Annotated in this window: 8 protein-coding genes; 5 read left to right on the plus strand and 3 right to left on the minus strand. The window is 66.2% G+C overall.

What is annotated here, in order from left to right; translation table 11 throughout:
• Nucleotides 1–2: 2 nt before the first annotated feature.
• Nucleotides 3–677: an urease accessory protein UreG gene (gene ureG, locus CSQ99_RS11655; protein WP_099039193.1), complete on the plus strand. Its 675-nt coding sequence runs from the start codon at nucleotides 3–5 to the stop codon at nucleotides 675–677.
• Entirely contained in the window at nucleotides 677–1,303 is a 627-nt protein-coding gene (locus CSQ99_RS11660) for an urease accessory protein UreD (RefSeq protein WP_099039194.1), read from the plus strand. The genes ureG and CSQ99_RS11660 overlap by 1 nt, the downstream gene beginning before the upstream one ends.
• On the opposite strand, the gene CSQ99_RS11665 is transcribed toward CSQ99_RS11660, so the two are convergent.
• The 3 genes from CSQ99_RS11665 to CSQ99_RS11675 form a co-directional block, all read right to left on the minus strand.
• Nucleotides 1,300–2,673 (minus strand): NAD(P)/FAD-dependent oxidoreductase, encoded by a 1,374-nt coding sequence (locus CSQ99_RS11665; RefSeq protein WP_099039195.1) that lies wholly within the window; start codon nucleotides 2,671–2,673, stop codon nucleotides 1,300–1,302. The genes CSQ99_RS11660 and CSQ99_RS11665 overlap by 4 nt on opposite strands.
• A gap of 112 nt (nucleotides 2,674–2,785) precedes the next feature.
• A complete protein-coding gene (locus CSQ99_RS11670; protein ID WP_099039196.1) occupies nucleotides 2,786–3,715 on the minus strand; it encodes an LLM class F420-dependent oxidoreductase in 930 nt (309 codons plus the stop codon).
• Nucleotides 3,716–3,782: 67 nt separating this feature from the next.
• Nucleotides 3,783–4,460, minus strand: coding sequence for an SDR family oxidoreductase (locus CSQ99_RS11675; RefSeq protein WP_176560983.1), 678 nt, complete (start codon nucleotides 4,458–4,460; stop codon nucleotides 3,783–3,785).
• Nucleotides 4,461–4,655: 195 nt separating this feature from the next.
• Between CSQ99_RS11675 and CSQ99_RS11680 the strand changes: the two genes are divergently transcribed.
• The 3 genes from CSQ99_RS11680 to CSQ99_RS11690 all read left to right on the plus strand — a co-directional run bounded on the left by CSQ99_RS11680 (nucleotide 4,656) and on the right by CSQ99_RS11690 (nucleotide 6,969).
• Complete coding sequence (locus CSQ99_RS11680; RefSeq protein ID WP_099039217.1) at nucleotides 4,656–5,456, plus strand: ABC transporter permease; 801 nt, start codon at nucleotides 4,656–4,658, stop codon at nucleotides 5,454–5,456.
• A gap of 6 nt (nucleotides 5,457–5,462) precedes the next feature.
• On the plus strand, nucleotides 5,463–6,521 hold the full coding sequence (locus CSQ99_RS11685; RefSeq protein ID WP_099039197.1) for a sulfate/molybdate ABC transporter ATP-binding protein: 1,059 nt from the start codon (nucleotides 5,463–5,465) through the stop codon (nucleotides 6,519–6,521).
• 220 nt (nucleotides 6,522–6,741) lie between these two features.
• The gene (locus CSQ99_RS11690) at nucleotides 6,742–6,969 is read left to right on the plus strand and encodes an APA family fibronectin-binding glycoprotein (protein ID WP_342746691.1); all 228 of its coding nucleotides are present in this window, start codon (nucleotides 6,742–6,744) and stop codon (nucleotides 6,967–6,969) included.
• Nucleotides 6,970–7,049 lie beyond the last annotated feature (80 nt).

The following is a 7,049-nucleotide window of genomic DNA, read 5'->3' on the forward strand; positions in this document are numbered from 1 at the left end:
TCATGCCACCGCATTTCCTCGACGGCCAGCCACACGGTCACTCCGATCGCCCCAAGCGCCGGCGGACGGCCGGAGAGCCGCTGCGCATCGGTATCGGCGGCCCCGTCGGTTCGGGTAAGACAGCGCTGGTCGCCGCGTTGTGCAGACAACTGCGTGATGAACTGTCACTGGCGGTGCTCACCAATGACATCTACACCACCGAGGACGCCGACTTCCTGCGCCGTCATGCCGTCCTGCCCGACTACCGCATCGCTGCCGTGCAGACCGGCGGCTGTCCGCACACCGCGATTCGTGACGACATCACCGCGAACCTCGATGCGATCGACGACCTCATCGCGGGCAACGAGCGGCTCGACCTGATTCTGGTGGAATCCGGCGGCGACAACCTGACGGCCACCTTCAGCTCAGGCCTTGTCGACGTGCAGATCTTCGTCATCGACGTCGCCGGTGGTGACAAGGTGCCGCGCAAGGGCGGTCCGGGCGTCACCTACTCGGATCTGTTGGTGGTCAACAAAACCGACTTGGCACCGCTCGTCGGAGCCGACCTGGAGGTGATGCGCCGCGACGCGGCCACCGTGCGCGGTGACCGCCCGGCCGTGCTGATCTCGCTGACCGAAGACCCCGGAGCGACGGCGGTGTTGAGCTGGGTGCGTGAGCAGCTGAAGGTAACGGTCTAGTGCGATCCGACGTCCTCATCGTCGCGCATCGCGACCGGCGGCCGCGCATTGAATCCAAGGGCGGACTCGCCGCGCGGGAGACCGAACCCGACACGGTGCATCTGGTGTCGGCGGCGGCCACCCCGCTCGGCGGTGACACCGTGTGTGTGCGCATCGTCGTCGAACCGGGGGCAATTCTGCGAGTACGCACCGCCGCGGCGACGGTGACGCTTCCCGGCCCGACCACGCATGAGTCACATGCGATGTGGACTCTGGACGTAGCCGGTGAACTCGATCTCGATCCGCAACCGACTGTTGTCGCGGCGGCCTCTCGGCACATCACCTCGACACGCCTCGCTCTGGGCGGATCCGCCCGTGTCAAGCTGCGAGAACGCATTCAGATCGGCAGAAGCAATGAGCGACAGGGCTTTTGGTCCGGGTCACTACACGCCGATGTCGACGGGTCTGCGCTGCTGCGGCACCGCATCGAAATGGGCCGCGGCTCGGTGACCGACGACGAATTGGCGGCGCCGATGGCGTGCATCAGCGAACTGAATTATCCCGAAACGGAAGCCGACACCGCGGGCATGGCACTGGCGTTGGCGGGCGGCGGCTGTCTGTCGACGTGGCAGGGCGAGCGGCTCTAGACCGCCGCTTTTTCCGGATCCTGAACCAAGGCCGCGATCTCCTCGAGTTCTTCGATCCTGGTGCGGGCGTAAGCCTGTTGCTCCGTGATCGTGAGGTTTCCGCGCTTCTTCGACAGGAACGTCACCGTCCACAACAGCAGCGTGGTGATCTTGCGCCGGAATCCGACCAGATACACCAGGTGCAGCACGAGCCACGCCAGCCAGGCGATGAAGCCGCCGAACTCCAGCGGTCCGATCTTGGCGACCGCGGAGAAGCGCGACACCGTGGCCATGGAGCCCTTGTCGAAGTACTGGAACGGCTCGCGCTCGGCGGGGTTGGCACCCTTGAGCTCGGCCTTGACCGCCTTCGCCGCGTACTTGCCGCCCTGAATGGCACCCTGCGCCATACCGGGAACGCCTTCGACGGCAGCCATGTCGCCGACCACGAACACGTTGGGGTGGCCGGGAACGCTCAAATCCGGCAGGACCTTCAACCGGCCGGCGCGGTCGACCTCGGCGTCGGACTGCTCGGCGATGTCGCGGCCGAGCGGGCTGGCCGACACGCCCGCCGACCAGACCTTCGTCGCGCAGTCGATGCGGCGGAACTTGCCGTCGGGATCCTTGACGGTGATGCCGTTGCGGTCGACGTCGGTGACCATCGCACCGAGCTGGATCTCGACGCCCATCTTCTCAAGGCGCGCCTGGGCCTTCTTGCCGAGCTTCTCGCCCATCGGGGGCAGCACGGCGGGGGCGGCGTCGAGCAGGATCACCCGCGCAGTCGTCGAATCGATGTGCCGGAACGCGCCTTTCAGGGTGTGGTCGGCGAGTTCGGCGATCTGCCCGGCCATTTCGACGCCGGTCGGGCCGGCGCCGACAACGGTGAACGTCAGGAGCTTCTCGCGACGGGCAGGGTCGCTGGACCGCTCGGCCTGCTCGAACGCGCCGAGGATGCGGGAGCGCAGCTCCAGCGCGTCGTCGATCGACTTCATGCCCGGCGCCCATTCCGCGAAATGGTCGTTGCCGAAGTAGGACTGGCCCGCACCTGCCGCCACGATCAGCGTGTCGTACGGCGTGACGTAGGTGTGCCCGAGCAACTCGGACCTGACGGTCTGATTCGACAGGTCGATGTGCGTCACGTTGCCCAGCAGCACCTGCGCGTTCTTCTGATTACGCAGGATCATCCGGGTGGGGGGCGCGATCTCCCCCGAGGAGATGATGCCCGTCGCGACCTGGTACAGCAGCGGCTGAAACAGGTGGTGGGTGGTCTTGGCGATCATCTTGACGTCGACGTCGGCCCGCCTGAGCGCTTTGGCAGCGGTCAGGCCGCCGAACCCCGAACCGATGATGACGACCTTGTGCCTATCGGTCGCAGTGGCTCCGGGATGGCTCATTCTTGGGCTCCTCGACGGTGCTTCACGTGCAGTTCCTACCCACTACGGTAGCCGCCTGAACCTCTCATAGTCGCATCGTTGGCTGTGTTGTTTCCCACGTCAAAGGGCGGAATTATGTCCCGAGGAATGGCTTCAACGCCTCGCCGACAGCGGTGACGCCGCCGGGGTGGTAGCCGTTGAGGCTTGTCACCGGGCTCAGAATCACGCCGGTGACGCCCGCGTCGATCACCTTGGTCTTTATTTGTTCGGCGACGCGCTCGGCGCTGCCGAACACCGCCTGCTGCTTGAAGTCGTCCGGGATCATGTCCTCGGTGACGTTCTCGTCGATCATCGCGATGACCAACATGCTTGTCTCCAGCGTGGCCGGATCGCGGCCGATCTCCTCGCAGCGCTCCTTGACCACGGCCAGTTTGCGGGGCAACTCGTCGAATCCCGCGATGATGTTGAGGTGGTCGAAGTGCTTGGCCGCCAACGGAATCGTCTTCTTCTCGCCGCTGCCGCCGATCATCAACGGAATGTGATCGCGGAAGCGCGGTTCGGCCATGGCTTCCTGCGTCTGGTAGTACTTGCCGTTCACCGTCGGTCGCTCGCCGGCGAGCATCGGCAGGATGATCTGCAGCGCCTCGCCGAGCTTGTTGAAGCGATCGGTGAAGGTACCGAATTCGTAGCCGAGCGAGTCGTGCTCGAGTTCGAACCAGCCGGTGCCGATGCCGAGGATCGCGCGGCCCTGACTGATCACGTCGAGCGTGGTGATGGCCTTGGCCAGCAGCGTCGGGTTGCGGTACGTGTTGCCGGTGACCAGGGTTCCGAGTTGAACCCGTTCCGTCGCGGTAGCCAGCGCGCCGAGGGCGGTGTACGCCTCGAGCATCGGCTGGTCGGGGGTTCCGAGGCCCGGCAGTTGGTAGAAGTGATCCATCACGAAGACGGAGTCGAAGCCGGCGGCCTCGGCCTCCTGAGCCTGGGCGATGACGGTGGGGAAGATTTCGGCGACGCCGGTGCCGTAGGAGAAGTTGGGGATCTGGAGTCCGAGTTTGATAGCCACGCCTCCACGTAACCACAACTAACCGGAGCGGTCACCCCGCTTTAGCTTTCGGCGAACGGAGGAATATCTAGCCGAAGTTCGCCAGCGCACCGTGGCTGACGTGCAGCGTCTGACCGGTGATGTGCCGGGCTGCCGGCGTGGTCAGGAACAGCGCGAGCCGACTGATCTCGTCGGCCACCGGCGGCGGCGTCCGAGACAGTCCGTCGTAGCCGGGCTCTGTGTTTCGGCCCGATGCGACGGCGTTCACGGTGATGCCCCGGATGCCGAAGTGCGGGGCCTGCCCGGCGGTCCAATCGGATACCGCAGCCTTGATGGCCGCCTCTGCACCGCCCTCAGTCGGGTTCTCTGGGATGACGTTGATGATCGAACCGCCCGACCGCAGGTGATCACCCAGGATCTGGACGGTGAGCACGGCCGAAAGCACCGTCGCATCGAGAGCATTGCGCCACGCCGTGGCCCGATCCGCGAGGGAGTACGTCCGCGGATCGCCGGCGTCCCAGCGCGGGGCCGGCACGTTGACGATGGTGTCGAGATGGTGGGGGAACTGGTCCCGCGCTTCTTCGAGGCTTGCCGCATCGGTGTTGTCGAACACGACTGCGTCGACTTCGAGTTCCTTCGCGGCGACGTCCAGCTCGTCGCGGCGTGCGCCGGCGATCACCACCCGGTGCCCCGCGTCACGGAAGCTCTCCGCGATCGTCCGGCCTAGATCGGTGTCGCCTCCGGTGACCAGCACCTCCATCGCCAGGACCTCCTCCGTGTTCAGCACTGAACCCCAGCCAGTTCACAAAATGTTACTGGACAGTAGCTATAGGACGAAACGCGGCACGCGGGACTTGCCACCACATCGCAGCCGACGTGCCATAGGGTCGTGATCTGTGAAGCCCATCGCGGCGCTGACCACCTCGAAAGCCAGCGCGATTTCCGCAGCTCTCGCTACGCCTTGAGCCCGTCGGCCGTCCTGCCTCGCTGGATCTACATCCCCGCCGCGCTCGGGGCACTGTTCGTCGCCGTCCCGCTCATCGCGGTCGCCGCCAAAGTCGACTGGCCGCGCTTCTGGACACTGATCACGAGTCCCGCGTCGCTGTCTGCGCTGGAATTGAGTCTGAGAACCGCGACGGCGAGCACAGCGTTGTGCGTGATCCTCGGGGTGCCGATGGCTCTGGTGTTCGCCCGCAGCGACGCCAGGGCGGTGCGAATGACCAGGCCGTTGATCCTGCTTCCGTTGGTCCTTCCGCCGGTCGTCGGTGGCATCGCACTGCTGTACGCCTACGGCCGTCTCGGCCTGATCGGTCAATATCTGGATGCCGCGGGGATCCAGATCGCGTTCACGACGACGGCCGTCGTGTTGGCGCAGACCTTCGTGTCGCTGCCGTTCCTGGTGATCTCGCTGGAAGGCGCTGCCCGCACCGCGGGGGTCGACTACGAGGTGGTCGCCGCGACCCTGGGTGCCCGGCCCACCACCGTCTGGTGGCGGATATCGCTGCCGCTCCTGGCTCCCGGCCTGGTGTCCGGCGCGGTACTGGCATTCGCCCGCGCGCTGGGCGAGTTCGGCGCCACCTTGACCTTCGCGGGTTCGCGCGAGGGCGTCACCCGCACCCTTCCGCTGGAGATCTATCTGCAGCGGGAGAGCGACGCCGACGCAGCCGTGGCGCTGTCGCTGCTGCTCGTCGTGGTCGCCGCGGTCGTCGTCATCGGTCTCGGTAGTCGGCGCCTCCGCGCCGGGGGCGCCAATGCGTGGTGACCGATCGTGACCGACCTCAGCGTGCGCGCGGTCGTTGAAAACCGCGGCGTGGATATCGAATTCGCGGTTGCCGCCGGAGAGGTACTCGCCGTCCTCGGGCCGAACGGCGCCGGCAAGTCGACGGCCGTTCATGTCGTCGCCGGCCTGGTGCGGCCCGACGACGGTGTCGTTCGCGTCGGTGACCGCGTGCTGACCGACACAGCCGCGGATACACATGTCGCGACCCATGACCGTCAGGTCGGCTTGTTGCTGCAGGATCCGCTGCTGTTCCCGCATCTGAGCGTCGCCGCCAACGTCGCGTTCTCACCGCGCAGCTCGCGGGCCGCTGCAGCACGTTGGCTGGACGAGGTCGACGCCGCCGACCTCGCCGATCGCACGCCCCGACAACTCTCGGGCGGGCAGGCGCAGCGGATCGCGCTGGCGCGTGCGCTTGCTGCCGAGCCGGATGTGCTGCTCCTCGACGAGCCGCTGGCCGGCTTGGACGTGGGTGCCGCGGCTTCGATGCGCAAGCTGCTGAGCCGGGTGCTTGTCCGCGACAACCGATCGGCGGTGCTCATCACCCACGACCTGATCGACGTGCTCACCCTCGCTGACCGGGTGCTCGTCATGGAGGCGGGGAAAATCGCTGAAATAGGTTCCACCGCAGCCATTTTGGCTACACCTCGCAGCAAGTTCGGTGCGCGCTTCGCCGGCGTGAATCTGGTCGCGGGAACTGCGGGTCCCGACGGCGTGCTGACGACGCAGTCTGGCGCTGCCTGGCACGGAGTCGCTGGACCCGACACCGTGTCCGGGGGGTCGACCGTGGCACTGTTCTCACCGGCGGCGGTCGCTGTGTACCGGGACAAACCACACGGAAGTCCCCGCAACACCGTGGAAGTGACGATCGCCGAACTCGACAGCCACGGGCCCGCCATCCGTATCCGCGCCGAGGAGCAACCGGGCGGCGCGCCGGGCCTGGCTGCCGACATCACCGCCGACTCGGCCGCCGAATTGCGTCTGACGGCGGGGGAGCGTGTCTACTTCTCGGTGAAGGCGCAGGAGGTCACGCTTTTCCCGAGCCAGTAACGGTGCGGCTTGCCGTCGCGATTTACCGACAGATCGACTCTGACAACCAGCGCCAACCGCAGTGGGCGCACCCCGCGCCACGCGTGGGCGCCCTGTTGTCTCAGCAATCTGTCTTTATGCTGCCTTGCTGCAGGTTTAATGTTCACAGCAATGTCACAATTTAGCACTTTTGGAGCAACTCGCACTTGCGTCACGGCCGCAACACGGTAGTTTCTTCCCCATGGATGAGCGAGACGCGATACGCGAACACCGCAAGGGCCTCTCAAAGTCACTGGCGATCGCGGCGCTGACCGGCGCCACCGCGATGGCGCTCACACTGCCTTCGATCGCGCACGCGCAACCGGAGCCCACACCGACGCCGCCACCGCCACCGAGCGGTAATACGTTCTTGCAGGGGCCGCCTCCGCCGCCCGCCGACCCGAAGGCGGGCGGTGGAGGCGGCCCGTGAAAGAACGTCATATCTGTCGCTTATTCTCTCCTGACGCCGTCGACGCACGCCCTTGCCGTAATCTATCTTCTTCGATTTAA

The sequence above is a fragment of the Mycobacterium neglectum genome, assembly GCF_002591975.1.
GTDB lineage: Bacteria > Actinomycetota > Actinomycetes > Mycobacteriales > Mycobacteriaceae > Mycobacterium > Mycobacterium neglectum.

Coding starts and splice junctions, on each gene's coding strand:
- CSQ99_RS11665 (WP_099039195.1), bottom strand. CDS start 2,673: ATGAGCCATCCCGGAGCCACTGCGACCGATAGGCACAAGGTCGTCATC.
- CSQ99_RS11690 (WP_342746691.1), top strand. CDS start 6,742: ATGGATGAGCGAGACGCGATACGCGAACACCGCAAGGGCCTCTCAAAG.
- ureG (WP_099039193.1), top strand. CDS start 3: ATGCCACCGCATTTCCTCGACGGCCAGCCACACGGTCACTCCGATCGC.